Origin of the sequence: Nitrospira sp. ND1 (assembly GCF_900170025.1) — a bacterium.
Taxonomy (GTDB): domain Bacteria; phylum Nitrospirota; class Nitrospiria; order Nitrospirales; family Nitrospiraceae; genus Nitrospira_A.
Window position 1 is genome coordinate 162134 of sequence record NZ_FWEX01000005.1, and the last position, 25245, is coordinate 187378.

Genomic DNA, 25245 nt, shown 5'->3' on the forward strand with positions numbered 1-25245 from the left:
TGCATCACACTCCTCGTGCTATCACGTGCTGCGAGAAAGGAGGCAGGCTGCTGCCAGCCTGCCTCGATGGGCCCTACCCGCCCACAATCGCCTTCACGCGTTTAAACGCATAGATGGCCAACGCCACCCCAATCAGGGCCGCCGCCCATAAGAGCAGATCGGCCCGCACCGTGGCCACATCTGCGGAGACTGGAAACAACTGCGCGAATGACAACGCCGGTACCCCCAACGCGAAGACCAACGCTGTCAGGAACCCCGTGAGTCCCTTCACCCATCCCACACCCTTCATAGAGCACCTCCTTGTGCTAGTGGTGGATCGTCCACCCACGCCGTCGAAATCCTCGCCGACGGTCGAGCGCCTCAGTGACTCTGAGGCAGAATCAGTTTAATAATCAGCCCCACGGCAAACCCGCCGAGCCAGAAGATCGCCGTGAAATACGTCATCGCCTCAATCGCCGGCAGGTCCATAGAACACTCCTTCGCCAATCACCCGCATCGATCCATCCTCGTAGACTTCTGAGACCGCTATTCCATAGCGTCCGGTAATTTGTGCCGCCGTCAGAATCTCGCCGCTGTCCAACAAGTAGCGCCAGCCTTGACGGTTCGCCGATGAGCCCGCCCCACCAAGAATGCGCACCGGGCGTTTAGGAGTTGGCGGCATGGCAACTGACGAGACCGGCGCACTCGATGGATTCACCAGGCTTCCCGGCGCCGATGCAGGCAGGGACAGGGATAGAGTCGTGGTCGCGTTAGCTGCAGTCGCCGGAGTTCCCTTCGTGTTGCTCAATGACGACCAGGGCCGCCAGGCCATGAGGATAATGGCGAACAGGCCCGCTGCAATCCCGATCGCGATTCGCGCTGATTTGAAGATCGTATGACTTCGCTTCTCTTCCTGGATCGCCGCCGAGGCATAACTGGAATAGTAGGCGTAGATCGCAGGCGAGTACGTCCCGACGAAGGCGCGGATAGTCTCATGATCTTCCGGGTTCCCTCGCACCTTGCCCTGGTACTTCTTCGACAAGCCGACAAAGGCCAATTTCCGAAACTTCACCGTCGCTTCGATCAGTCGCGTCACGCCTTGCGACATTTGCCGAAAATCCTGACTCATGAGCAAAATATCCACGCCGTAATGCCGATGGGTTTCGAGCCAGCGCAACAGGCCGGCTTCCACCTTTTGCATCGAACGGAAGACGGTTTGGGCCTCGTCGATAATGACGGCTGAACCGGGCTCGACATGGGGAAAGGCCTGGAGGACTTCGGCCGAGTCTTTCCAGATAGTGATCTGTTGTTGGAGGGTTTCCAGGTCGATGCCCGTAAAGAGGGCGAGCCGATCCAGATAAATCCCATCCACCGAGATATAGAGTCGTCGTCCTTGCCGGACCCAGGGTAAGAACTTCTCGCAGATCGCGTGATACGACTTTCCGGAGCCCGGCACGCCTTCATACAACTCGATCATCGCACACGCCTCCAGAGTAGCCAGATCGTGCCGGCCAGGATCGCCGTCCATCCATAGGCTAAATTCGACGGTATCGTTTTCATGAGCCCCACCGGACAAACGGAATGGTTTGCAGTATGAAGCGGGTTCCCATGGCGCTCGCCACAATGGCCAGCGCCTGACTCATGCCCGTCGCGCCCAGCACCCACGCATATTGATCGGGGATCACCGGCAGGGTGAGACCTGCCGTGCCAAGGGTAGCGAGCGTGCTGTCCGCCACGGAAAGCAGGGAATCCCAGATGCCGAGGCCCCAATCGGTCAGCAAGAAGAAGAACTCCTGCAGCCAGCAATAGATGAGGGTCAGGATGGCGGTCATGTGGTCTGTGCTCCTCCCACAAAGATGATGCGATAGGCGGCGAAGGAGGCAATGGCAATCACGAGTGTGCGGAGCACGGTGAAGAACCAAGCCCATTGATTGAAGTCCACCTGCTGATTTCCGAACAAGGCCGAGGGGAGCGCAATCACCGGCAACGTCGACGGCCAGGTCAAGGACTTGAGCAGGTTTAAAGTACTGAGCAGACCACTCGTCGCCCAAATGGTCTGATGCGCCTGCAAGACCGTCCCAAACGTCCGGTTCTCATGCGTGCCTGCCGTACACGACGTGGTGGCTTCCGTCTCCTCTTGTTTCGTCGTCGAGCCGTCTGGATTCTGAGTGGTTGTCGTCGTCGTGGTCGTCGTCTGCTGTTGCGTGTTCTGCTGCGGTGTACTAGCCGGAGGCGGAACGCTGTCAACGACGACGATGTCTCCGGCGGGCACGGGCTTCGGCTTGACCGTCGTCGGCATATCACTCGGGGACACAGGCTGCGAGACGGTATTGTCCGCCGGTTGCGTGGTGCCGGTCGTCCCGACGGGATTCGTATGGGCTTCGATCGATTTGGGATCACTCGCCGGCAGTCCCGTTACATAGTTGGCCGCTTGCTGGGCAGTCGGTGGGATGAGGGCGTCTTGTAAGGGAGCCGTTGATCCAGGAATGCCTTTGCGGTGGCAGACATAGAGGCTCTGGCCTCCGATTGCCGGACCATTCACGAAGAAGTTGCCGCTAAAAAACACCGCCGTGCTGACACTCTGAAAGGGCCCGACGACCCAATCATGCAGATACTCGGTATCGACCGCGCACAGCGGCACATTCGTGGCGCTGAATTGAATGGAGGCATTGGGGTAATTCGCATTGGCCGGGGTGTTGGTCCCGAGCCCCGGAAAGGTCTGGGTGCCGGCATTGGTACTCTCCACTTGCCAGCCGCCCGGCGTGGAGGAGGCGGTTTTGATAGCTGCAAGATCGGGCTGCGAATAATACATCTGGGCCAGGACCAATCCCGCGCCGACACCCAGCGCCGCCCACCCGACTGGACCGGCCACCAACCGGATAGCAAATGAACTGGCGGAAGGGGCGAGCGCGGCCGTGGCAACTTGAGATGCGAGTGTCGACCGTTGCGCAGCGAGATAGGCAATCCGTTCGGCTTGGGCCACCACACGCGCATATTGCGTGGTCTCCAGAGCGAGAGACTCGGCTGGTGCGAGACAAAACGACACGAACAGGAGCCAGATCAACCCGAGATAACTCATGAGAGAACACAGTTTCATAACCGTCCGACTCCGAGGCCGGTGAGGAAGGCCAGTAACAAGACCGCCACGAGAATAATGGTGAGATCCACTGACCTTCCTCCCTCTGCCGTTATTTCAACACTTCCAATCCATAGAGGTCGAAGAAGACTCGTCCGGTCTGCTCGAATTTCCGCACTTCGATCGAGACTTTCGCTTGCTTGCCTTCGGCTTGCTTGCAGGCTTCGATCAAGGGCATCTGATCGTCCGGAATCCCCAATCGAAGCACCCCCGGATCTCGGCCCTTCACATAGAGATCCACCGATCGGTACACTTTCCCCTCTCGGCTTCTCCGTTCCACATACCCCTGTACCGCTCCCTCCGCTTTGACTTGCATCGTCGTCCCTCCTCCAGTGATGAACACAATCCGGGTCAGCCAAGCGCCTGACCCACACGCCCCAGTCTTCAGACCGGGTATCTGGTCGCATACAAAAGGTCGAATCACAGGCTTTGCAGCTCAGATACAACGCGCCCGCGTTCCACTTGCATCGACAGCCACGCGTGCCACAGCCGGGACACATCCGTTGCCATCCTCCGTCACGAAACTCCAAGGACATAGGGCGTCCCTCTCCTCCGTTCCTTCAGCAGGGCGTAGTGCTTCTGCTTCCATTTTTTGGTCCCGGCATAGATCAGCTCGGTCAAAAATTGATCGCCTCGACAGGCCACCACGACCGCGAGCATCGACGCGACGGATTGTGCGAGCCAGGCCGCCACGTCATCCAGCCGTTGCTGAATCCGTTCGACCACGAGCCGGCATCGCCTGAAGCCTTCCGTCAGGGCTTCCCACCAACCCAACAGAGGAGCCCGATACTTTTCGTACGATTCCGCCTCTCGGGTGGTCTCTCGGAAATCGACATAGGAGCGGAGTACGCCCACCAGAAAAGCGCGCCAATCTTCCGCATCGAGTGTGAGGAGTGCTTTCGCGCAGGCTTGGGCCCGATCCTGTTTGAATTCCATTTCCCACCGGACGCCGTATGAGGCCGCGTCTTCCCGGCCTTTGGCCTGCAACTCCAGTCGTTTGTCATAGACCCGCAGCATGCTTTGGCTTTCGCGACTGCCGAAATACAGGGTCTCGCCGGTACGGACGCCTTCACGATGATTGGAAGCCTGAATCACTTTGAATTGCTTGGATCGGCTCACGAGTTGTCCGGCTTCCACGGCCAGCCGAACGGTCTCGACTGCGACAGTCGCCTCCCGGTCATCCAGGGCCACATCAATGCGAGTGACATGGCCCTTCTGCGTGAAAATCCAGGTCAGGACCGTCTTGAGCTTGGTCTCATCCCACTGGGAGACAATCCCAGCGGACAGATCCACATGCACTTCTTTCGGATTGCGAGGAGCACCCGTCCCCAATTTGCCGACGCCAGTCTTACCCTGCGTCATAAGTCTCGCGACGGGATACCCACGAAACCCTGTCTCACTCTGGAACCAGTCCCCACCAATCGTCTTGATGACCTCGTCCACGTCAGCCTTCGGGAGTGTGAAGGCCAGCCAATCGATGGTCTGGGTGAATCCTCCAGAAGCCGTCATTTCTTCCTCCTTGGCGTCCGTGCGATAGACGCCCCCGTCTTACCAAGTCGGGGGCTGGTCGGCTGCGCGCGCCGCCGGCTTTCACCGCCGGTCGCGCGCAAGCCGTCATCGGTCCCGGCGAGAGTGAATCCGTTACGGCGCATTGCATCTCGTACTTTTTCGAGGTCAAACAAATACATTTTGCAGAGGCGTTCATACGGAATCCGCCCCGTACGATACGCCCGTCGAACTGTCGAGATATGCACATCCAACTCATGAGCTAACTCTTTGGCCGTGAGTAACATCCGTCGGACCGCTCCTTTCTCAATCACCCAACATGCTGGAGACACTACGCGAGCACCGTGACCTTGGGAACTATGCATATTTATGCTTATGTGCGCTTTTGAGCGCTTTCCTGTGCTTTCGTGCGCATCGACGCCTAAGAAATGTCATTGGGTCGGCACGACAGAGGGCGGCATTTAACGTGAGTGGAGAGAAAGAACACCAATAGGCCGCACTGATCGGAACAATAGGCCGCGATTATCGGTGTAGAAGGACGGACACCAATGCGAACAAACCAAGAGGAATGGTGAGCATTGAATATGGCTTCAATATTGAGGGCTGGGAGAGATAAAATGGCTCCGTACAATAAACGGAGGCATAGTAGGGCCAGGTGGCCCTGAAGCCAATCGCTGAAGCAAAACTTAACCCAATTACGTTCGTCCCAAAAACCAGGCTGATGTATCACGGACGATTCGCTGACACACCGACGCTGTCCGCATTACACAAAGATCGCTGTCGTGTTATTTTGTGCGAAGATGGCTGAAGATTTATGAGATGAGAGAACTTTAAATTTGCGAAGTGGATAGCAAATAGCAGAAGGTCCAAACGAGTGACCTTCGCTCGTTGCGATGATTGTGGGACCACCCTGGTGAACTTGAGAGGATCTTGATTTAAGTTACATGGGTACGCGCCTCAAATGTGTTTACTGCCCGGATAAGGCAACAACCAATGACCATGTCATACCTCGATGTTTGCTGGAGAAACCTTACTCGCCCAATCTTCTGACTGTCCCGAGCTGCCGCAATTGTAATGTGGGGTTCAAAAAAGATGAGGAGTACTTTCTCGCTGTTATGGCACAGTCAGGGTGCGTGCCCTCGTTGATAACAAAAATCGAGGAGCAAGGCATAGTTGATCGAATGCTCAAGAAAAGCATCGGTCTAGACGTGCGCCTTCAAAACTCCATGCACGTCTCTAAAGACGGTGGTGTGTATATCGCACCAGATGAACCTCGAATAGCTAGTATAACCCGCAAGGTGGCGTTCGGCCTTTACAATCACCGGTACACTCCCAAAATCCTGCCGTCTCTGGATGACTTTTTCCCATTCAAGCCGGTTCACAATCTCGACAACACAAACTTCATTGTTATAATGGCGCACAACGAGAAATTCCAACCGCGCCGGTGGAAACACATTCAGACAATAATTGTACCAGGTCACGGCAAGGTGCAGGTGTTCGACTACATGTTCGTACGTAACTGGATCTGGGGAGATTTCGGCCGCTTATTCTGCATCATGCGGTTCCATGAGACCATCTGGGCCGCTGTCCGGTGCCCTCACCCACCCAACCGTAAACACCGCAAACGTCGCATAGCTCCTTTATACTCAGGCCATCAACAGCCTCTTCCCTTCTGATCGTGCTTCCTTCCTCACCAATCAAAACTGAAAGCAAGGACGTATTGGCCATCTGGGAATCGCAGCTGTGGCCACCAGACCTCGGCCTCGCCGGCCGCATTAGCATTCGCCTGATACATGAACAATGTCGGCGCGTCGGTCGGTGCCAAAGTCGCTTCGCTGCTTTGAATAATCCCGTGACGCTCCGTGCGAACGGCCTTCAGTTCACGGTTCCGTTTCACCACGAGGTACGCCTTATCGGTCTTGTTTTTGTCCTCCAGAACAGTGAGAGCGGCACGAATGGCTTTGATATCCCAAAGCTGCGCCCCATGCTCGGGGTCCACATCAACCTTCTCGATCAACTGCAGCAAGCGCGCGACTGTGATGATCACGCACGGCGGAGAGTCATTCACGGTCTTCAATTGCTCACTAACCCAATCCGTGTTTTTCTTCGACTCCTTCGTCCGCAATGGGTGCCGGGGAGTATAGCTACTCCCCTCAACGTAGTAGCCAATCGTGTTCGGATCCAGCACATTGCTTCTCGTGGCGGTCCACGTCCCCGAGATGTACAGCCCTTCGAAACAACCGTCCGCATATTTCTTCAGGAGATCACGGAGCGACTTTTCCATCTCGTGGATCGACGTGAAATGATCGGCAAGCCGCTGAGGGAGAAACAGCCTCGTAACACCAAGGTCTTCGCTTCGGTAGCCATACATGCGCGCATGCTGAAGGACAGTGTCCGCCCGTGGCGTCCTTGGATTTCTGCCATAATAACTGACCAGGAGATTCTTGATCGTAACCCCTCGCCCTAGCTTGTTCCCACCCACAAAAATATTGAAAACTGAGTCTAGCTTGATCTCATCGCTGGTTGTGGCGTTGATCAGCTTTATATTGCTGCCAGGAATATAAAATTCAATCTTCGCGACGATGTCGGCGAACGACGGTATAGACTGCTCCGTGGATGCCAAGTCGGCATAGGCCTCTTTAAGTCCCTTCTGCAACGCCGTATAGGGTGCAGAAGTTTTGCTTTTGAAGGCGCTTATGGTCGCCGCCTTAAAATCGTCTAAGATCTGTCTGGTGTATTCATGATCTCTCGTGATCATGCTGACATGACAGAGAAAGGCGAAGTTATCCGCGGGCCGCGCTATAACCTTTGCGGCTGCTCCAACAAGAAACGTGTAGAGCGCCTTTTTGAGACCCGCTGGTATGGCACCGGTTGGCCTTGGCTGATTGGAGGCCCTCAGTCGTGCGACTTCGTTGATGTCGACCTGGCGAAGCATCCGTGCGGTACCGGATCCAAAGAATTCATCGCCTCCGACGTATCCGGGTCCCGGCTCTGTCAGCACGGTAAATGTCGGGCGATAACGATGTCCAGGGCGCTGCAGAAAAAGCGCCTGTGGCGTTGCAGTCACTTGCAAATACGTAGTGGTCGGAAAGTAATTACGGAAATCAGTGATCACTTGGTTGATCGTGCTGACTTTGCCGCTTGGCTTCCCGGTGAACGTATTCAAACTCGCCTGATCCGCCTCGTCGTCGATAATTAAAACCGAAAGCCCCTTCGCTTTTGCTTTCCGAAATGCCTCCAGGAGACTTTTTAGCATGCTGCCGTTCTTTGAGCAGACAATGCCGAAAGGCTTCATTTTTACCTGATTCCCGAACCGGTCAGGATCCTTCCAATCCTTCTTGCCCAGGATAGTCAGAGCGCGCAAGGCCGCCTTTACCCGGTCGAGAGTTTGCTCGTAAAGCGGATCGTTGTCTGTCGTGAGCACGAGAATGCAATCGAAGCCGTTGTCTACCGCCATTGCCGCGGTAACCGTCAGGATGCTGGTCTTGCCGCTCTGAATTAATCCATAGAGCAGACCGTCAGACGGTTCCGGAGGAGGACCGTCATCAGGGTTCACCGAAAGCTCTATGATCTTCGAGGCCTTTTGGACGGCTGCATTAATACCATTTTCACCTAAATCCTTAACGAGGACCTTGAGCACCTCAGTAGTATGGGGGCCGTCAACCTTAATCGAACGTTGGGCTTTTGCTGAGCTCAATTAGTCTCCTTCCCGTCGAATACAATGCCTGGCCATCTGTTCATAGCGATTTTCCCCTTCAGTGTGCCCGCAGGGCCACTCACGCCGTAGCAGCCCGCAAATCCACGTTTCGCGGAAATCCCGCCGGGTGCGTTTCCCAGCAAATCCGCCACTGTTGCCCAAGAAAGAGCGCAAACACCGTCACCGCCGCATACGAATGCAATTAGGCAGCCGCCGAATTCGTACTCAGCCCCCTGAAGCCGTTCGATGTCATCCCGTGAAAAAGTGAAACCCCATGGCGAAATGGCTCTCGTCGAGTACTTGATCGCCACAAGCCGCTCCTGATTAACGCGATATCCATACGCGTGCTTGCCGATCGTTTCACAGCGAGGGTCCTCGATCAGACGCACAAGCGCGGCGCCATGGTAGAATTCGAGTTTATCGATCATTGACCAGTCCTGACTTTCGTGGGAGGAGGTTACACGGGCAGCCACCTAGCAGGCATTAGTCGCGGGTCTCTTTAAGGATGGTGTATGATCGAGCAGCGCTCTCTTCATTCATCCTCCAGAAAATTCTTTATCCTGAAACCGATCATGCGGCTGTCCTTTAGCTCACATTCCCACAGTATCAGGACTCGCCAGCCTAGCGTTCTCAAAGATGCCTGGGTCGCTTTATCGCGCTCCTGGTTGCGAGCAACTTTGTTGGTCCAGTAAGCATTATTATGGATCGGCACTCGCGCACCTCGCGAGCAGTCGTGGCCGTGCCAGAAACAGCCATGCACGAAAAGTGTCTTGTGAAGCCTGGGAAACACGAGATCTGGTTTCCCGGGAAGGTCACTGCGGTGCAGCCGAAACCGGTACCCCATGCCGTGCACCAGGCGGCGCACCGTCCATTCCGGTGCGGTGTCTTTGCTTTTCACCGCCTGCATGGTCCGCCGCCTGACTACAGGAGATTCCATTATGATCTTCTGATAGCCGTTAACTTAGATTCCCGAACAATTGCGCCACCACGCCAAATCCGCGTTTTTCGCATCGTTTCAATGCCACGGTGCTCGACCTCGAAATCAACGTAATTCACTTCCTCTTCTTTCCCGACAAAACACTCATGAAAGGCTTTCAACAATTGAACGTCATTCAGACTTTGCGCAACGGGATTCGGATTGTTTCTTGGACTTGCAATAGTGGCCGGCAGCACGTAGATGCACGGTGGGGGCAGCATGTAATGGGCGACCGTGGTCGCACGATCCGTCATCCCTCCTAGCTTTGGACATGGCCTGCCGATGGTCCCGCACGCCATATCCCAGATTATGACTCCATCAACTCTTTGTTGCCGCGAGATAATTTCTGCACTCAGCCGCGTGTGGATCCCAGACCAGGCATTCAACCTGGGATTTGCGCCGGGATTCGTGCAAATACTCCAGATCAAAAATTCCTGCGCATTCGCCGGTCGCTCAAAAATGTTCGTATTATTGCCGTCAAGACAGCCCTTGAGCTCGATTGCGGCCACCCGCCCGGTCTTCAGTCTGACTATATAATCATGACGATTGGCTTCCCCCGCCGATTCCCAATCCTGAATGAAACCCTGATCCTGCATGTAGTTCAATATATGACGCCCGAATTCGCGCTTTTCTCGCATCGTCGCGGAGAACTGCCCACGTGTTCTTTCAATCGCTCCCCGAAATAGCCCACTATTGTAGAACTCCTCCTCACTGAGCCCGTGCGTTCCAAGCTTGTGAGCCTCAGTTTTTAGCACTTCTACGTAATCTAGAATTAACTTCTGAAGTTCTTTATTTTGTTGGCAGGGAAGAATACTCATGCGGCAACTATTGTGCGGCCTTCAAGGTCACTTAACAAGGGCTGGAAGATATGCTTTGCCAAATGTCGCACCACAGGAACTACCACGCCGTCGCCCGTCAAATGGTATGCCTCGTTGTAGTTTTCCGGAAGTCTATATTCATCCGGCAATCCCATAAGTCGTGCCGTCTCTCTGCTCGAAATTAACCGGGCTTTCACAGATTTTCCCTCTACCACCACTACCAATTGTCGACTCGACCCGCCCGCTGGTGTCCGCAAACATCCTGAGACATCATCGAAACGTATTTCCGCGCGCTGCACTTTCTGTCCTTTTTCATCCGGCCGCGTCCGCTTGTAGACGCCCCCGACAATTTGGCGCCCCTGCCGCTTCGCATTCAGAACCTTCTCCCGGTTAATATCGCTCATCATGGCAAGCAACTGGCGCGTTTCGTCCGCCGAGAACCAAGTCGCGCTCTGCGGACTTTCTTCGATAATATCCGCAAACCCGATAGAGCGTTTCGGCGGAAGAGGGAGCTTCCACCATAGCCATCCGGCCTTCGTTTTTGCTGAAAGCTTTTCGTAGGCTGTTTTAAGCGTCCCAGTGTGCCACGGCGACAAAGGCCCGTCAGTTGTCATGCCCGCCGGAATTCTAATGTCCTGATGGACGCCAATGACGAACAGTCGGGGCCGCGACTGCGGTACGAACAACGCGGCGTCTACTACCACTGCACCAACAGCGTATCCCGCGTGCTGAAAGCCACCGCAAATCGTCGCGAAATCTTTTCCGTCATGGGACGTGAGAGTTCCGCATACATTCTCGAGCACGATTAGACTCGGAGCACGCTTCTCTTTAACCAAGCCCTTCATCAGGTTCCAGAACGGCCAGAACGTACCCGATCTATCTCCCTTCAGACCAGCTCCACCCCCCGCAAGCGAAAGATCCTGGCAGGGAAACGACGCCCATGCCATGTTTGCTATGCCCGGAATATCCTTGGTCGTCAGCGATCCGATATCCGCAGTCTTCAACTCCGCGCTACCCCAATTTTCCCGGTAAATTCGCCCCTTTTTATGGTCGAAATCATTCGCAAAGATGCAGCGCCATCCTTCATCCAATCCGGCACGCACCATCCCGCCTCCCGCAAAAAACTCATAGAATGTCAGCATCACTCATTCCTGCCTTTGAAAAAGCGGCCATTGATCCGCCACATATTTTTCAGCGGCCTCCCTCACCACCCACGCCAGAGACACCTTCTTCTGCTTCGCCATCTTTTCCAGTGTGCGATAAAGCTCTGGCGGAAACCCCACAGACGCACGTAGGGCACACTTGCTTTCCATCTTCATGCTTCCTTTTATTTTACTCGCCATCATCCGTTATCTTGATTTGCACCACTTTACACCAGTTCGATGCAACAAGGAATAGGTTTTGTTGGACGCCCAATGCATGCAGATCCGCCTGAACGGCCTCAGGACGATCCTGTTGGAATTCTAACCCCCGTTCCAAGAAGATCTTCGACAGTACTCAAGAAAACCTTGCTGCCGCCTTGCTACTGCAATGTACCAGACCGTCCCAAATAACATGACCTATTCGGCACCGAGGGTTCTTTGTTTTGCACTGGATACATCACCTTGGTTGGTTATGTCGCGAGCTTGTAAACAGCAAGTTGGAGGTTGATTTCCCTTCACTAGCTCTCAGGTTTCTGAGACTATCCGCACTGAGGGTTCAAACAAATTAATGAGACGCGGTTATTGCTAGCCGGGATTGTCGGCACCAGCCACGCAGTCAAGGGAAACGAATTGGAGTCAAGTGCCACTAGTGGCACCTGACACTGTAACTCCTTGAATTTTTATGGCACAGAATGTTATTTTCTGCATCGTATTTTTCTCGCAACTGCTTGATTCTGTTGATTTTGAGTCTCCCCTGAAAAGGCTGGTGTCGACAGTTCGATTCTGTCCCTCGGCACCATAAAATCGATACTCTAGAAACTCACGGTATGAACGACTGTGCGCGGCCCTCAACTGCTCACGCACTTCCCGGTTTCCCTCCCGACTTCAAATGGTTTCCGCAGCAAGACAGTGACAAGTCTTCATGTGGGCCACTCGGTCGAGATTCTCTGCTCCTAACACCCCCCGCCATTCCCTGTGGACGCGAAACGTTTCAAGTACGGCACGGTCAATTCCCATTCAAGCATAGAGACCGCACCAACAGTACTTAGATTTGACAATGGCACGATCGAATGCGCGACCCGGCCGACACACACCTTAGCCTCAATCAGTGATCACAATTTGCTAGCGCGACAGGCGACGCGAGACACTGACCTCACGAAGACCCATCGGTTGCTTCTGGTCTAACGGATGGGACACGGTTGAGGGGACCTGACAATTTCTCCGAGACTGTTCTCAGAAACCGGAAAGAGCGGGCGCCCACCATTTCCCGGCAGAAATGAACCAGGCACACGAGAGAGAGAGAGAGAGAGAGAGCATGTATCGGCGTTCTGCGATTAATCCGAAAGTGGATCCGACGGGAGGAGTTTTCACACTCGCAAGGTTGGGGAGAACTTGGAGGAACGCAAATGGGGCCGGTCGTGGAGGAAAAGCGTTGGCGTTTTGGTGCGGGAGGCGGGACTTGAACCCGCACACCTTTTACAGTACAGGATTTTAAGTCCTGGGCGTCTGCCGATTCCGCCACTCCCGCAGTAGAAACTGCCGGGGCGAAATCTAACATCGGGCTCCCGGGGGGTCAAGCTGCCCGGACGAACATCTGCTCACATGCAAACGGCCTGTCCCTCAGGAGACAGGCCGCTGCAGTATGCCTCTTTTGTCAGAACCGGTGCCGGCAAACCACCAGGCTTACGCGGCTTCTTTATGATCGTCCCTCTTCACCAATGCCTTGCTACGTTCCACCATGGTGGAAACGCCACTCTTCACGGAACGACTGAAACGGGTGGCCTGGACTTGCGCCCGCTTGGCATATCGCGCAACATCCCGCCTCGTTTCCGCCCCGGTCTTCGGAGCCAGGAGTAATCCCAGCGCCGCCCCCACAACTGCGCCCCCTCCGATGATGGCTGCAATCTTCGCTGCTTCACGCCCCTTGGTAGACATCGTGACATCCTCCCTTTAGCACCACAAGGTTTACTGTCCACTGACTTCCGGCGAGAGCTACCGATGAGTACAGCATCAACCGTGCCACAGCCGCACGATGCGGATTCGTTGGGATTTCTGCGCTACGGCGACACCGGGTTAACGACTTCTCATAAAGGGTGCTGTTTTGTGAACAACGGAAGGAGACAACCGTTTCAGAAAAGCGACAGATGTGCGTAGGGAAAACAGCTGAACCGGCTGCAGGCCTTGCCAGGCGCCGCTTCGCGCCCTGCCTTGCATTGCAGAACAGGCTCACATAAGATCGCGAAACTATGTGGAGTCCTACTATGCTGTCCTGGTTGCACGCCATCCCCTATCCCGACATCGACCCGGTCTTCCTGCGCGTAGGGCCGCTTCAGTTCCGGTGGTACGGCCTGATGTATCTCATCGGCCTCACGCTGGCCTATTTCATCATCGCGGCCCGGGCCAGGGCGCAGAAGCTGCCGATGAACAACGATCAGGTCTACGACATGATCGTCTATGCAGCAGTCGGCGTCTTCGCCGGGGGCCGGTTGGGTTACGTGCTGTTCTATAACCTGTCTTACTACCTGGAGAATCCGCTCAAGATTTTTGCCGTCTGGGAAGGCGGCATGTCGTTTCATGGCGGGCTGATCGGCACCATTGTGGCGTTGATACTGTTTGCCAGGCGGCAAAGTATGACGGTTCTGACCATTGCCGACCTCGCCGCCGGTGTGACCCCGGTGGGTCTCGGACTGGGGCGAATTGGTAACTTTATCAACGGCGAACTCTACGGCCGCCCCACAGATGTGGACTGGTGCATGGTGTTCCCGGCCGGCGGTATGGCCTGCCGCCACCCGTCACAGCTCTATGAAGCGTTCCTGGAAGGGCTCCTGCTCTTTACCGTACTCTGGCTGATCACCCGACGCCTGCCGCCATCGGGCACCGTCTTCGGCGCCTTCCTGATGGGCTATGGGATCTGCCGGATTGTGGTGGAGTTCTTTCGCGAGCCGGATGCGCAGATTGGATTCCTCGTCGGTACGATTTCGATGGGACAGATGCTCAGCATTCCCATGATCGTGGCGGGAGCGGTGATCCTGGCGATCGCGGCCCAGCGGAAACGTCCGCTTCAGCCGGACTCAGGTACAGCCGCCCCGCTCTGAAGCGTGGGCGGCCGTTACGGCACTGCTACTTGGGATTGGCATCCATCCAGGATTTTCTGTCCAATCCGATCTCGCGGTCATATTTCCGAAGAGGCGGCGCATCCCAAATCACCTTGTTCCCGGGAGCCAGGTTGGCCGCGGCGACATAGTGTTTCCTGGCTTCCGCTTTCCCTCCCAATCGCTCCAGCGTCAACGCAAGATTGTAGTGGGCTTCCGCCAGCGTCTGGTCTGCCTGGATCGTCGCCAGATACACCTGCTGAGCCCCAGCCCAGTCCTGTTGTGCAAACAACTGATTGCCCTGCTCCAACTGCTGACTCACCACCGCGCTGGTCCCGGCCGCCGCATGCAGCGGCCGCACCTCCACCTTATGTTGACTCGCACAGCCGACGACCGCCATCATGACCAACACCGCCCATCGAAACGCCCTCATGCCACCCTCCTTTGCACTCAGACCGTGACCGCCACTCCATGTCGCAGGAAAATGAAGTCAAAACCCGCCACCGGTTCGCCCGACGACTGTTCGACCGCCGCCCGATACAGGCGCGCCTGTTCCCGATAGAGCTCAGCCCTTGCCGCCACCTGGTCGGCCGGGATCATATCCGTCTTATAATCGGCAATCCAGAGCGCGCCGTCGATCCGGTACAGCAGATCGATGACCCCTTCCATGATCTGACGACCGCCGTTCCATGGCACGAGAAACGGGACCTCGCGCCCGATCACCGTCGCCCGCCGCAGTCGATCGTAGGCCGCAGATTGGGCGAAGGTTCGCAACAGGTCCCGTACCTCCTCGATCACAGCCTCCTGCATCGCCGTATCCGGTTCATCGAGCGCCAGCGAAGTGTGGTCGATCGACGCTACCTGTGACGCCACATCGGCGGTGAAATCCCAGTATTGCAGAAGCCGGTGGACGATGGTCCCCACGGTCTTCCCCGGCGTCACCCGTCTCACCTGCCCTGGTTCCCTCTCGGATGCCGGGGCCGGTTTCTGAATGAAGTCCGACGGAGAGACCAGCCATGGTTCCGATTGCTGCGCCTGCCAGTTCCGGTCGCGCTGCATCCAACGTTCGGAGAACGCCCGGTCCATGACCGCACCTTCTAATGTGACGGGCCGTTCGCGCTGCCTGGCGGGCGGACGATCATCGCCCTGCAGAACGATCTGACGCAATCCGACAGCACCGACCGGAATGTCCTGCTGTTCGGCCAGGCCGAGTTCCGCTCCGGCCGCTTCCTCCAACAATTCCAACAATGCCCCTCGCACCCGTCGCCGCGGCAGGGCTCCGGACAACACCAGACACTCCCGTGCGCGCGTCATCCCGACATAGAACAGCCGACGCCGTTCCGCCTGTTCACGAGTACGCGCTTTCTCGGCCACCAGCACCGCACCCAGGCTACAGCGATCCCCCAAGTCGAGACCCTGCACGCCCGTCGACCAGTCATGCCAGATAAGCGGTCGCGCAGGACCACGTCCCGCGCCATCTCCATGGTGTAACCCGGCCAGAATCACCAGCGGGAACTCCAAGCCCTTTGCCTTATGGATGGTGAGCACACGCACCGCATCCAACGTGTCCTCCGAGAGCGCACTCTCCGCTTCTTCCGGTTGCTCCGTGAGCCGGTCCAGCATGAGCGAGACAAAGCCGTTCAACGTGAGATTCGGACGATCCGCCAGATCCGCCGCCATCTGGCGAACCTTGAAAAGATTGGCCACGGCCTGTTCTCCGTGCAGGGATGCCGCCGCGAGTTCGAGTACCGGGAGCTGCGCAAAAATGAGGTCCAGCACCTCAGCCAACGGACAGCGGGGCGCCTGCTCATGCAGCTGCGCCAACAGGCCGTACAGCCGACGGAGCGGCTCGGCATGCGGACTGCTCCAGTCTGTCAGGCGCTCGACTTCGCGGTAATCCAGCGCCTGTCGTTCCTGCAGGCCGACCAGCGCGGAATCAGGCAGCCCCCCCACTGCCGACCGGAGCAACCCTACCAGGGCGATGCGGTCGTGAGGATTGTCGACGCACCGGAGAATGTTGACCAGGTCGATCACCTCCTGCCGGCGGTAAAAATGTTTCTCTCCATCGATGATGTAGGCAATGCCATGCCGCCGGAGGGCTTCCAGATAGTGCTCGGCCTGAGTCAATTTTCGAAAGAGGAGCGCGATATGCCCGGGTCGAAGCCCGCTTTCCGGCCCCCCCGCTTCGCCCCCTTGCCCGGCTGGCCGCAGCAAGCCCGACACCATCAGTGCAATCTGTTCCGCCTCCACTCGCGTGGCCGCTGCCGAATCCAAGTCGCCGTCGTCTTCCGATGCGACCAACCGGAGTTCCACACCGGGATTGCGAAACTGACTCGATCGATTGGGCTGCACCGTCAGCGGAACGTTCGGCGGCTGAATAGCAGGTTGCGCCACCAGGAGCCGGTTGAATACGCCGTTGACCAGATCGAGCACCTGCGCATGGCTGCGAAAGTTCGTGGCCAGTTCGCAGCGCAACGCCCCGCTGCCTTCCAGCCGATCGACGACGTGGTCGAACGCTTCGATATCGGCCCGACGGAAGGCATAGATCGATTGCTTCGGGTCACCGACGATGAACAGTTTTCCCGATTCGAGTTCCGTCTCCCGCCATGAACCGGCTTGTGTGCCGGGGCGCTCCGCCAGATAGAGCACAATCTCGTACTGCACGGGGTCCGTATCCTGAAATTCATCGACCAACAGCGCGCGATAGTCCCGTTTCAACTGCTCACGGATGGGCGGATGATCGCGAAGCAGGGTCCGGGCCTTGCCGACCAAGCCGTCGAAGGTGAGCCAGCCGGAATCCAGGAACGACTTTCGCACTGACTGCACGAAGGGCGCGAGCAGGGCCAGAAGATTCTGCAGTAGTTCATGATCGACCCTGAGCAACCGTTTGGCGATCCGCTGCAATGACTCGACCGCCTCGTAGTCGTCTTCCTTCCAACCGGTCGGGGCGGCGCCGAGATCTTTGGCCAACAATTCCTGCGACTCGCGTGGGAAAGAGCGCACCGCGCCCAACCCCTCGGCAAGCAGGAGGGCGAACAGGTCCGCGGCAGCGGCGAGCATCAGTTCGATTTTGCGTCGCTTCGGGCGGTCATATCGTGCGAGCAGACGTTCCGCCTGCGCCTTACGGAGGGAGAACCAGTCACGCAATCCCTTATTCAGGCCGGTCCCGGCCACCTGTTGCATCAGCCCATTCAGATCGATCAAGTCACTGTGCAGGCTGTAGGCCAACTCGCGCAGTTCGTCCAGGCTGAACGTATCCAGGAGTATCCGCCAGCGACCGTGATCACTCCCCGCCGCCCCCAGCTCACCATCCAGCCACAACTCCCACTCGCTGGTGAAGTGTTCCTCAAACCGTGAACCGTCTTCGTCCGTTTGAAACGTCGGTGTGACTCCGGCTTCAATCGGGTACAGGCGCAAGAGATGCGCGGCAAAACTATGCAGCGTTCCGATCTGCGCTTTCTCGACGTCACGGAGTGCGGCATCGGCCCGGGCCACGATCTCATCGGTCGTCCAGCCATACCGCATGCGCAGGTCGGCGATCGAAACCGTGCCACTACCGGCCGCAGGATTGTCGCGGCCTTCCACATTCACCAACGAGCGAAGCCGCTCTCGTAAACGGAGTTTCATCTCAGTGGCGGCTTTGTTGGTGAAGGTCAGGGCCACGATGCGCGACAGATCCAACGGATCGGTCCGGCGCATGAGCAGGTACAACAACCGGTTCACCAGCAGTGTGGTTTTCCCGGTTCCTGCCCCGGCGATCACGACGACATTCCTGTCGAACGTGGTGGCGGCTGCTTCTCTGGCCGCCTGATCCGGAATCTGCGCCGGTTCAGTCACGCGCCACCTTCTGCGATCGCACGTCCCGTAACGCCCTGGCCTGCGAGGACCGATAGGCCCGCCACCAGCTCGGTTGATGGGCGCGGCGGCAGGCGGTTGAGAATTCACAATGGGTGCAGTGGGCGTCCGGGACGATGAAATATTGTGCGGCGCGTATGCCATCGAGCAGCACCTGCATCGTCCTGCTCAACATCGGACCGGAGGGTCCCTGCCAGGCCGAAGCGGCAAAGGACACACGCTCAACCGCAGGATCGGCATGCGGGAGCAAATAGAGAAACTCGACCTGCTCCGGTAGAGCTTTCTCCCGGTCACCGGACGACCCGGCAGGGGTCATTAAGGCATAGAGCGCAGGCTGCAGCCGTTGAGCACGCAGGGCCGCTTGTAGGAGATTGCGATCCTTGGCCTCCACGCGGTCGTTCGCTCGATACTTATAATCGATGACCCTCACCGCGCCAGACTCCGGATGCCGATCCACCCGGTCCCATCGTCCACGCAACGGAATGTCCTCCCCGCCGGAACCATCCGGCAAAAGTCCGTTGGCATCCAATTCGAATTCAGCGGGATGGAACCCCGAGGCCAACGCCGTTTCACGATCGAGTGTGACCGTCGCTTCGATCAACCGCCGGACCGACTCTTGTGCCAACTCCCAGGTCAGGGCGTACCCGGTTCCATGCGTCAGGGCATAGGCTTCAAAGGCCTGCGCGACAGTCCGATTCACCTCCGCAGTGATGACGGAGGCAGGCAACGCCGTCGCCGGCCAGCCCTGTTGGATCAGCGCCAAATAACAGAATCGCAACGCGTCATGGCAGAGTTGCCCCATCGCCGGAGGCGTGAGTTCCATGGAGGGGACGTGGCGCACCGATTCAAGCTTGAGCACCTGTCCGGAAAAATATTGAAAGGGACAACGAGCATACGTTTCCAGCGCCGTCGGCGAAAACCCGCGTTCCGTGACCGTATTCCAATGGGCGCCTGCATGTTCAAGCATCCCGTCGTACGCGCTCAGCGCCGGATGACCGCTTTCAATCACTCCTTGCGCCCCCAGTCCATGGGAAAATAACAACCCGTCACGTCCGACCACCTCCAACAGGGCTGTCACGTCGCGCCCCTGCAGTACCGTGCTCACGGCCAGTTCCTCTCTCGTCTGCAGGTGGGGCGTGAAGAGCGGAAGATCGACACGATCCGGCCACCGACGTGGGAGGGCGAACAGAGACTCAGGGTCCGACGGGTGTGGCACCACCCCGACCGCATCCAGATAACCGGACGGCGCCAACGGGCGACCGGCGGCATCCGCCCGTTGATAGGAGAGATACAGGCGTTCCCCGGCCGACGCTCGCAACAGCTCGAACAGCAGCGCCTCCTCCCCATATCCCTGCAGCTTCTGGTCGATCTTGTAGCCCAGGGTTTCGCTCAGCACCAGGCGGTGCCGATCACGGAGAAATCCATCCTCATGGATATACCGGGGAAACAGTTTTTCGTTCATTCCGACAAGAAAGAGGGCACGGAATCCCACGCCGCGGGCCGCCATCGCATCCAACACCTGCACGCCGTGATGGGAGGACGGCGCCAGGGCACGGGACGTTCGCGCCAATATCTCCGCAAACGTTTCTGTCCATTCGTCCCAGGTGAGGTTGATGTCGAGGCGATCGAGCGCCCGCAGCTGGGCGAAGACCCGGGAGAGCGCCTCATTCACATCCGGGGCATCGTCCCAGTGCGCCGTCGCGTCAATGGACGTGGAGACTCCGAGGGGAACGGTCAGATGGGTCTCAGCGAGGGAGCAGAAGGCATCGGTCAGGGTGCCATACCCGCCCTGCTCAGGAAGGCGCTTCACATCGTCGATCAGCGGCGAGAGACAGCCCCACAGCAGACGCAGCTGCACGCCATCGATCGAGAGCGACTCGAGCTCTTCCGTCACGGGGTCGTCGGCATCGGACGACCAGGATTCCAGACGACCCAATTGCGCCAGCCGTCGCCACTCCTCCTCGCCGCGGGTAATCCCAAGTGCCAGCACCGCCAATCGCCAGAGGTCCGGGCGCGGTTCAACCCCGGCGCGGTTGGCCGTCAGGCGGCGATTCCACGGGGAGGTAATCACGTCCAACATGGCCGGTCGATGCAGCCCGCTTCCCTTGAGCCGAGCCAGGTGAAGCAGCGTCTTCACGGACGGTTCCTGTAACAGCGGCACCGTCGCGCTGGAGAGAAACGGAATGCGATGCTGGTCGAAAGTTCGTTTCAGGGACGCCTGGTACGGCACAAGGGTGCGACCCACCACACCGATTTCGTCGAACGCGAAGCCGTTGGTTTCCACCAGCGATAGGATTTGTTTGCAGACCAGCGTCAGCTCATCGTCAATCCCGGCGGCATTTCGTACCTCAACCGATACATTTACTTCCTGAGAAGCATGCGCACCATCACCGGAGGGAGCCCCCGCTCGCTCGTCGCCCCCTCCGGCAATCGGGTAGAGGTGCCGCTCCAGAAACTGTCGCGCAAAACCGTAGGCCGGTCGTTCGCTGAGCGGGAAATATACCGTGACCGGCAGGGAGATGCTGAGCGATTCCAGGAGAGTCAGCTGGGTTTGCGTCAGGTCGTACGACCCATAGTACCAGAGACCGTTGAGACTACGAAGAAACGGAGAAGCGGGTACAAAATCGGTGACGAGCGCGGCCAAGTCATCCGGAGATCCCACACCCAGTGCGGCACTGCCGTTCCGCAGCGCGGCATATAAGGTAAACAATCCCTTAAGCTTCTCACCGTCTTCAGGCGGAAATTGGCCTTCCTCCACTGCGCGTAACGCCAGGGCAGAATCCACCGTGGCATCCTTGAGGTCTCGCACGCTGGCCCACAGAGCCGGCCAGGCTCCGGCCGGCAGCTGTGGCAAACGAAGCGCCCCGGTCTGAGGCACGTTGCGTTGCCCGAGGTGCTGAAGCAGGCGCTCGAAAAACGTGTCGGTGACGAGTTCGAGCTGCCGCACCGCACCAGCCGCTCCTGCTGTAGTGCGGCGCTCGCGCAGCAACTGCAACGCCAACTGGTGAAACGAGAGAATGTGGACGTTCAGTAGTGCCAGCCCCCGCTTGACGACCAGCAGCCGCTTGAGCGAGCGACGCAACTGATCCGAGGGCACCACCAGCGCGACTGCGGCTTGGGGGTCGCCGGACTTGAGAACACGCAGATCGTGAACAAGTTGCGATTCGAGTGTGGGATGAAACGGACCGGTGACGAGGCGGAGCATGGAGACCGTGGGCCGTTAATCGTAAAGCGCGGAGCGGAAGGCCGCAGAGAGTATCTCGGCAACCCTCCGCTCTTCACGCGTGAGAGGCGAAGAACGCCGTTGACTGCTAGCCGGTTTCCGGACCGAGCAGCTCACCGTTGCAATCGACGCAGGCCCAATCGCCATCGATGAACTTCATCGGGTCTCCGCACGTCCCGCATTCAGGCGGCGGTCCCTTATCGATCATGGGAAGAATCGGCAGTTCGAAATCGTCATCATCGGGAACGGTCATATCTCTCCAATCTCACGCGCCCTGCGGTTTCATCTTCAGCTGCAACGCCTTCTCGGCGCTTTGACGAGGCGGCACCCCCACGAACGTCAGACGGCCGTCGATAATCGTCGCGGGCACGGCCCGGACCGAATGCCGATTCGCCAATTCCTGACCATCCGGGGTCGTAATATCGACCTCGCGATAGCTAAAGCTATACTTTACCCTAAGTTCCTTCCACAAGCGTTTCGCTGATGGACAGGCTCCGCAGGTCGGTGAGTGCAATAAGGTAATATTCGGCATGGACAACCCCTCTCCTTAACGTAAGCGGATCTTAACACCCGCGCAGAGGACCGCGCAAGCAAACGCATGCCTGACATTGCTCATCGAGCCGTATATACTGAGCGAGGCATCATTCAGAACCGCCTCATCCACCCATCATCGTTTGCTGAGGAATCTATGGCTCTCCACCCTCGTGCCGGACAACCGGCACAACCGGAACAACTGGTCAATCTCGAGAAACTTGAACAGGCCTATTATGGCGAAGTACCGGACCCGTCCGATCCCCGGCAGCAGGTGAGTTTCGGCACCAGCGGACATCGCGGTTCCTCCCTTCGCCGCACCTTCAATGAAGCCCACATTCTTGCGATCACCCAGGCCATCTGCGAATACCGGGCTCAGGCCGGAACCACCGGACCCCTGTTCATCGGCAAGGATACCCACGCCCTCTCCGCACCGGCTCAACGCAGTGCACTGGAGGTACTGGCCGCAAATGGTATTCAGGTCCGCATGGATCAGGCTGACGGGTATACCCCCACTCCGGTCATTTCGCACGCAATTCTGACCACGAATCAGGGCCGCACGTCGGGTCTTGCGGATGGCATCGTCATCACCCCTTCACACAACCCTCCGGAGGACGGCGGCTTCAAGTACAACCCGCCGCACGGCGGTCCGGCCGACACGGAGGTCACGAAGGCGATTGAGACGCGCGCCAATGCATTGCTGGCGACCAAACTACACGGCGTCAAACGCGTCCCTTATAACCAGGCGTTGAAGGCCGCGTCCACGACGCGACACGATTTCGTCGGCCACTATCTCGCCGATCTGGCCAACGTCGTGGATCTCGAACGCATCAAAGCGGCGAAGTTGCGTCTGGGCGTCGATCCGTTGGGTGGCGCCGCCGTGGCCTACTGGCGTCCACTGGCAGAACGGTATGGATTGGACCTGCACATCGTCAACGAGTCCGTCGATCCGACCTTTCGTTTCATGACGCTGGATTGGGACGGCAAGATCCGCATGGACTGCTCTTCCCCCCACGCCATGGCCTCGCTCATCAAACTCAAAGACCGCTTCGATCTTGCCTTCGGCAACGACACCGATACCGATCGCCATGGCATTGTGACACCCGGGGGCGGTCTGATGAACCCCAATCACTACCTCGCTGCCGCGATCTCGTATCTGTTTACCCATCGCCCAGGATGGAACGCCGGCGCAGGAATCGGCAAGACCGTCGTCAGCAGCAGCATGATCGACCGGGTAGCGAATGACTTACAACGTCGTATGGTCGAGGTGCCGGTCGGCTTCAAGTGGTTCGTCGCAGGTCTTCGAGACGGTTCGTTAGGATTCGGCGGTGAAGAAAGTGCGGGGGCGGCATTTCTCCGTCGTGACGGCGCCACATGGGTCACCGACAAAGACGGCATCATCATGGATCTGCTCGCGGCGGAAATGCTGGCGGTCACCGGAAAAGATCCGGCGCAACTCTATGCGGACTTGACGGCCCGCCTCGGCGAGCCGGTCTACGAACGGATCGATGCCCCGGCCACCAGAGCGCAAAAGGCCGCGCTCCAGAAATTCTCCCCGCAGCAGGTGCAGAGTCGGGAACTCGCGGGAGAACCGATTACCGCCATGTTGACGGCAGCGCCCGGCAACATGGCTTCGATCGGAGGGTTGAAAGTGACGACGGCCAACGGCTGGTTTGCCGCGCGCCCCAGCGGAACGGAAGACGTCTATAAACTCTATGCGGAAAGCTTCAACGGCCAGGCCCATCTCAGGCGGATTCAGGAAGATGCGCAAGCGTTGATCAAACAGGTCTTCTCCAGCGCCGGAGCCTGACCGGATGCCGGAATGTTCCGTAGAAAAGTTCACATGAGTCGTCAAACGTGAGACGTGGGACGACAGAACGCTCTTTTTAGACACCTGCAACACGCGACGTTTCACGTCTTACGGATTTCTGGACGGTCATTTCCAGCCTGCAGTGAGTTGTTGCTATCGGGCATGATTCTGAAGACCAGCTATACTTAAGTCAGTATGTCCAGATTCTCTCACACGCTGTGCACCCTGCTTGTCGGCGCCGCCCTGAGCGCCTGCGCCGCACCGGCATCCCAGGGTCTCCGCCAGGCGGTTACCCCGCTTCCTGACTGCTGCCGCACAACCCAAGCCGACCTTCGCAAACGGGCGATCGTACAAACCGCCGTCAACCTGGTCGGCGCGAAAACGATCGAGAGCCAGGGCCGCCGCATCTCTTACGATTGTGCCGGAGTGACCCGAGCCATCTACCTCGCCCACGGCATCGACCTCTTTGAAGGAGGTGCTGCAGACGGCAAGGCCAACGGCGTGGGTCTGATCTATAACCATCTTCGCAAGCATGGCCAACTCCATCGCGGTCCGGTCGTACAAGCCGGCGATCTGGTGTTTTTCGATAATACCTGGGACTACAATGGGGACGGTCTCGTCAACGATCCCTTGACCCATGTGGGAATCGTGGAGAGGGTGGAGAGCAACGGCACGATTGTCTTTATCAGCCGCGTGGCCGGAGCGATCGAGCGCTACCGGATGAATGTGGCGCATCCTCACATTCACCGCACCGCCGACGGCCGCTTGCTCAATGACTACATGCGGCGGAAGCATTGGCGGGATGGCGAACAGACGCCCTACCTGACCGGGGAGTTATTTGCCGCCTTCGGCACGAGGGTGGTAGAGTCAGCCTCATCACCAGACAGACGGTAAACACCTTGTCCCCTGCTCCGTTGCGTACCACCCGCTGCCCCGAATGCCACCAGCCCACTACGTGGCAGGACAATCCCTGGCGTCCATTCTGTTCGGAGCGGTGTCAAACGATCGACTTGGGGGCTTGGGCAGGAGAGCAGTACAGAGTCGCAGGACCCAGCCTGACGGTGGGCGGATCGGAATCATCTTCACCGGACAACGAGTGACCGGGTCGGTCTACTCGCAGCGACAGTTCGCCTTGTAGTCCATACACATCGGGCCGAAGCTCCGCTCGCAGTCACAACTGCACTTGGGCGTCTTATCGGCCGGACAGGTGATCTGACAGGTCTGCTTGATCCCCATGCCACAGGACACGATCTCGCAGGAATTGGAGCCTTCGGCGAACAGCAGCGGCAATGACGGCGCCACCGGAGCCTGGGTCTGCTGAAGGACGCCGCCACGACTCTCCGGTATCTGGGTGATCGCTGGAATGCTCCCTGCTCCAGCCTCCTCTGCCCAAACCGGCGCAGTAACCCCGATCAGCAGGACGACCAGCAGAACCACTGCACTCCCCGCCATGCGTCGCGATGGATAACGTGTCATACCC

Annotated in this window: 24 protein-coding genes and 1 tRNA gene; 4 read left to right on the forward strand and 21 right to left on the reverse strand. The window is 57.9% G+C overall.

Going from position 1 to position 25245, the window contains the following annotated elements; translation table 11 throughout:
• Positions 1 to 73 precede the first annotated feature (73 nt).
• The 15 genes from NSND_RS00850 to NSND_RS00925 all read right to left on the reverse strand — a co-directional run bounded on the left by NSND_RS00850 (position 74) and on the right by NSND_RS00925 (position 13189).
• Positions 74 to 289, reverse strand: a complete 216-nt coding sequence (locus NSND_RS00850) for a hypothetical protein (RefSeq protein WP_080877166.1) — start codon at positions 287 to 289, stop codon at positions 74 to 76.
• Positions 290 to 448: 159 nt separating this feature from the next.
• On the reverse strand, positions 449 to 1456 hold the full coding sequence (locus tag NSND_RS00855) for a zonular occludens toxin domain-containing protein (protein ID WP_159450562.1): 1008 nt from the start codon (positions 1454 to 1456) through the stop codon (positions 449 to 451).
• Between the two features lie 79 nt (positions 1457 to 1535).
• Positions 1536 to 1811 carry a DUF2523 family protein gene (locus NSND_RS00860; protein WP_080877168.1) on the reverse strand — a complete coding sequence of 92 codons (276 nt, stop codon included), beginning with the start codon at positions 1809 to 1811 and terminating at the stop codon, positions 1536 to 1538.
• Positions 1808 to 3076, reverse strand: coding sequence for a hypothetical protein (locus NSND_RS00865; protein WP_080877169.1), 1269 nt, complete (start codon positions 3074 to 3076; stop codon positions 1808 to 1810). Before NSND_RS00865 ends, NSND_RS00860 begins: the two co-directional genes overlap by 4 nt.
• 91 nt (positions 3077 to 3167) lie before the next feature.
• Positions 3168 to 3431 (reverse strand): hypothetical protein, encoded by a 264-nt coding sequence (locus NSND_RS00870; protein ID WP_080877170.1) that lies wholly within the window; start codon positions 3429 to 3431, stop codon positions 3168 to 3170.
• Between the two features lie 200 nt (positions 3432 to 3631).
• Complete coding sequence (locus NSND_RS00875; protein ID WP_080877171.1) at positions 3632 to 4624, reverse strand: replication initiation factor domain-containing protein; 993 nt, start codon at positions 4622 to 4624, stop codon at positions 3632 to 3634.
• Positions 4621 to 4908 (reverse strand): helix-turn-helix domain-containing protein, encoded by a 288-nt coding sequence (locus NSND_RS00880; RefSeq protein WP_080877172.1) that lies wholly within the window; start codon positions 4906 to 4908, stop codon positions 4621 to 4623. The genes NSND_RS00875 and NSND_RS00880 overlap by 4 nt, the downstream gene beginning before the upstream one ends.
• A 1403-nt stretch (positions 4909 to 6311) precedes the next feature.
• On the reverse strand, positions 6312 to 8318 hold the full coding sequence (locus tag NSND_RS00890; RefSeq protein WP_080877174.1) for a Z1 domain-containing protein: 2007 nt from the start codon (positions 8316 to 8318) through the stop codon (positions 6312 to 6314).
• Positions 8315 to 8746: a hypothetical protein gene (locus NSND_RS00895; RefSeq protein ID WP_080877175.1), complete on the reverse strand. Its 432-nt coding sequence runs from the start codon at positions 8744 to 8746 to the stop codon at positions 8315 to 8317. Before NSND_RS00895 ends, NSND_RS00890 begins: the two co-directional genes overlap by 4 nt.
• A 104-nt stretch (positions 8747 to 8850) precedes the next feature.
• Positions 8851 to 9255, reverse strand: coding sequence for a very short patch repair endonuclease (locus tag NSND_RS00900; RefSeq protein ID WP_080877176.1), 405 nt, complete (start codon positions 9253 to 9255; stop codon positions 8851 to 8853).
• Positions 9255 to 10112: a hypothetical protein gene (locus tag NSND_RS00905; protein WP_080877177.1), complete on the reverse strand. Its 858-nt coding sequence runs from the start codon at positions 10110 to 10112 to the stop codon at positions 9255 to 9257. Before NSND_RS00905 ends, NSND_RS00900 begins: the two co-directional genes overlap by 1 nt.
• On the reverse strand, positions 10109 to 11254 hold the full coding sequence (locus tag NSND_RS00910; protein WP_080877178.1) for a DNA cytosine methyltransferase: 1146 nt from the start codon (positions 11252 to 11254) through the stop codon (positions 10109 to 10111). Before NSND_RS00910 ends, NSND_RS00905 begins: the two co-directional genes overlap by 4 nt.
• 3 nt (positions 11255 to 11257) lie before the next feature.
• Complete coding sequence (locus NSND_RS00915) at positions 11258 to 11458, reverse strand: ribbon-helix-helix domain-containing protein (protein WP_200810450.1); 201 nt, start codon at positions 11456 to 11458, stop codon at positions 11258 to 11260.
• A gap of 1237 nt (positions 11459 to 12695) precedes the next feature.
• A tRNA-Leu gene (locus tag NSND_RS00920) sits at positions 12696 to 12782 on the reverse strand.
• A gap of 155 nt (positions 12783 to 12937) precedes the next feature.
• On the reverse strand, positions 12938 to 13189 hold the full coding sequence (locus NSND_RS00925; protein WP_080877179.1) for a YtxH domain-containing protein: 252 nt from the start codon (positions 13187 to 13189) through the stop codon (positions 12938 to 12940).
• 347 nt (positions 13190 to 13536) lie between these two features.
• Here NSND_RS00925 and lgt point away from each other — a divergent pair, with 347 nt between their 5' ends.
• Entirely contained in the window at positions 13537 to 14349 is an 813-nt protein-coding gene (gene lgt, locus NSND_RS00930) for a prolipoprotein diacylglyceryl transferase (protein ID WP_369974233.1), read from the forward strand.
• A gap of 25 nt (positions 14350 to 14374) precedes the next feature.
• Here the strand turns inward: lgt and NSND_RS00935 are convergent, their stop codons facing one another.
• From NSND_RS00935 to NSND_RS00950, 5 genes are all read right to left on the reverse strand, one after another.
• On the reverse strand, positions 14375 to 14779 hold the full coding sequence (locus NSND_RS00935) for a tetratricopeptide repeat protein (protein ID WP_080877181.1): 405 nt from the start codon (positions 14777 to 14779) through the stop codon (positions 14375 to 14377).
• Between the two features lie 17 nt (positions 14780 to 14796).
• A complete protein-coding gene (locus NSND_RS00940) occupies positions 14797 to 18183 on the reverse strand; it encodes a UvrD-helicase domain-containing protein (RefSeq protein WP_159450564.1) in 3387 nt (1128 codons plus the stop codon).
• On the reverse strand, positions 18176 to 21406 hold the full coding sequence (locus NSND_RS00945; protein ID WP_080877183.1) for a PD-(D/E)XK nuclease family protein: 3231 nt from the start codon (positions 21404 to 21406) through the stop codon (positions 18176 to 18178). Before NSND_RS00945 ends, NSND_RS00940 begins: the two co-directional genes overlap by 8 nt.
• A 106-nt stretch (positions 21407 to 21512) precedes the next feature.
• Complete coding sequence (locus tag NSND_RS21430) at positions 21513 to 21677, reverse strand: hypothetical protein (protein ID WP_200810451.1); 165 nt, start codon at positions 21675 to 21677, stop codon at positions 21513 to 21515.
• Between the two features lie 12 nt (positions 21678 to 21689).
• Positions 21690 to 21956 carry a glutaredoxin family protein gene (locus NSND_RS00950; protein WP_080877184.1) on the reverse strand — a complete coding sequence of 89 codons (267 nt, stop codon included), beginning with the start codon at positions 21954 to 21956 and terminating at the stop codon, positions 21690 to 21692.
• A gap of 156 nt (positions 21957 to 22112) precedes the next feature.
• Here NSND_RS00950 and pgm point away from each other — a divergent pair, with 156 nt between their 5' ends.
• From pgm to NSND_RS21980, 3 genes are all read left to right on the forward strand, one after another.
• On the forward strand, positions 22113 to 23765 hold the full coding sequence (pgm, locus tag NSND_RS00955; protein WP_080877185.1) for a phosphoglucomutase (alpha-D-glucose-1,6-bisphosphate-dependent): 1653 nt from the start codon (positions 22113 to 22115) through the stop codon (positions 23763 to 23765).
• 195 nt (positions 23766 to 23960) lie between these two features.
• Entirely contained in the window at positions 23961 to 24659 is a 699-nt protein-coding gene (locus NSND_RS00960; protein WP_080877186.1) for a C40 family peptidase, read from the forward strand.
• 20 nt (positions 24660 to 24679) lie between these two features.
• The gene (locus NSND_RS21980) at positions 24680 to 24865 is read left to right on the forward strand and encodes a DNA gyrase inhibitor YacG (protein ID WP_200810490.1); all 186 of its coding nucleotides are present in this window, start codon (positions 24680 to 24682) and stop codon (positions 24863 to 24865) included.
• A 10-nt stretch (positions 24866 to 24875) separates the two neighbouring features.
• Here the strand turns inward: NSND_RS21980 and NSND_RS00970 are convergent, their stop codons facing one another.
• Positions 24876 to 25241, reverse strand: coding sequence for a hypothetical protein (locus NSND_RS00970; protein ID WP_080877188.1), 366 nt, complete (start codon positions 25239 to 25241; stop codon positions 24876 to 24878).
• Positions 25242 to 25245: the final 4 nt, after the last annotated feature.